Genomic DNA, 1,225 nt, shown 5'->3' with positions numbered 1-1,225 from the left:
ATAAGCGTGGAGAGCCGCGTGTTTGTGCAATGGTCAAAACACCTAGCCCCGAGGAAGAAGATCGCCGCCGGGTTTGCCGGGAGCGCAAGGTTCTAACCGCGGAGCGCGTCCAGCATGTCAATCGCATCAAAGGCCTGCTGTTCGCTCAGGGCGTCGGCGATTACGAACCGCTGCGCAAGAATAGGCGCGTACGATTGGATGAGCTTCAGACGGGTGATGGTCGTCCTTTGTCGGCCCACCTCAAGGCTCAGGTGAACCGAGAACTTGATCGGCTCGAACTGCTGCTTGCGCAGATTGCGGCTGTGGAAAACGAGCGGGATACACTGCTGGTGGCGCAAAAAGAAAGCATGACCACGCAAGCAAAGCCGGCTGCAGCTATGTTGTACGATATCAAAGGCATTGGTCTAGAATCTGCCGCTATCCTCTGGACCGAAGGGTTGTTCCGACACTTTGACAATCGGCGACAGGTTGCCGCCTATGCGGGGTTAGCACCAACGCCCTGGCAGAGCGGATCCATCGATCGCGAGCAAGGCGTTTCGAAAGCTGGCAACCCACGACTGCGCACCACAATGGTTCAGTTATCCTGGCTGTGGTTGCGCCACCAACCGAAGTCAGCGCTCAGCCTCTGGTTTGCGGCACGGGTGCAATCGAACGTTGGACGCAGGAAGAAGAGCTCGATCGTGGCGCTGGCGAGAAAGTTGCTGGTTGCTTTATGGAAGTATGTGACTGCCGGAATTGTCATCGAGGGCGCTGTAATGAAGGCCGCCTGAGGAGTGCATCCACGGAATTCCGAAATCTCCCAGGAACTGAACTGTCCTGGCGGATCCAGTTAGACGAACCGGACCTTCGCATGGTCTGAAACACCGTTTTCAAGAATGGTCTCGTCTTCCTGAGCCCTGCCCGCCGAAAGCGGGATTTTGGTGCAGCCGTTGCGAGCGGCGACCGCATGTGAGGTTGATCGTGCTCGTATGCGAGCCGCGTCATGCAAAGGGTTCAGAGCTTGGATACCGAAATCAACGCTGGAGAGCCGATGATCATACCCTGACACCACCCACTTGACATGCAATTCCCCATGTGAGGCGAAGGTGGCGCTTGCCGCCATCCGGGGCGAACAGACGTTGGTGGAATTGTCCCAGCAGTTTGACGTGCACGCCAACCAGATCAAGCAGTGGAAAGAGCAGCTCCTTGAGGGGGCGACCGGCGTTTTCGGTGATGAAGCGAAGAC

The 1,225-nt window shown here is 57.2% G+C and carries 1 protein-coding gene; it reads left to right on the top strand.

Annotated features, from left to right (window positions below):
• Positions 1 to 770: IS110 family transposase (locus R6X40_RS31530; RefSeq protein WP_318419122.1), on the top strand; the 770-nt coding region annotated here is incomplete at its 5' end.
• Between the last annotated feature and the right edge of the window lie 455 nt (positions 771 to 1,225).

The sequence above is a fragment of the Rhizobium sp. PL01 genome (genome assembly GCF_033447125.1).
Classification (GTDB): domain Bacteria; phylum Pseudomonadota; class Alphaproteobacteria; order Rhizobiales; family Rhizobiaceae; genus Pararhizobium.
Note: the sequence above shows the minus strand (reverse complement) of the source record. Positions and strands in the feature narration are given on the sequence as shown.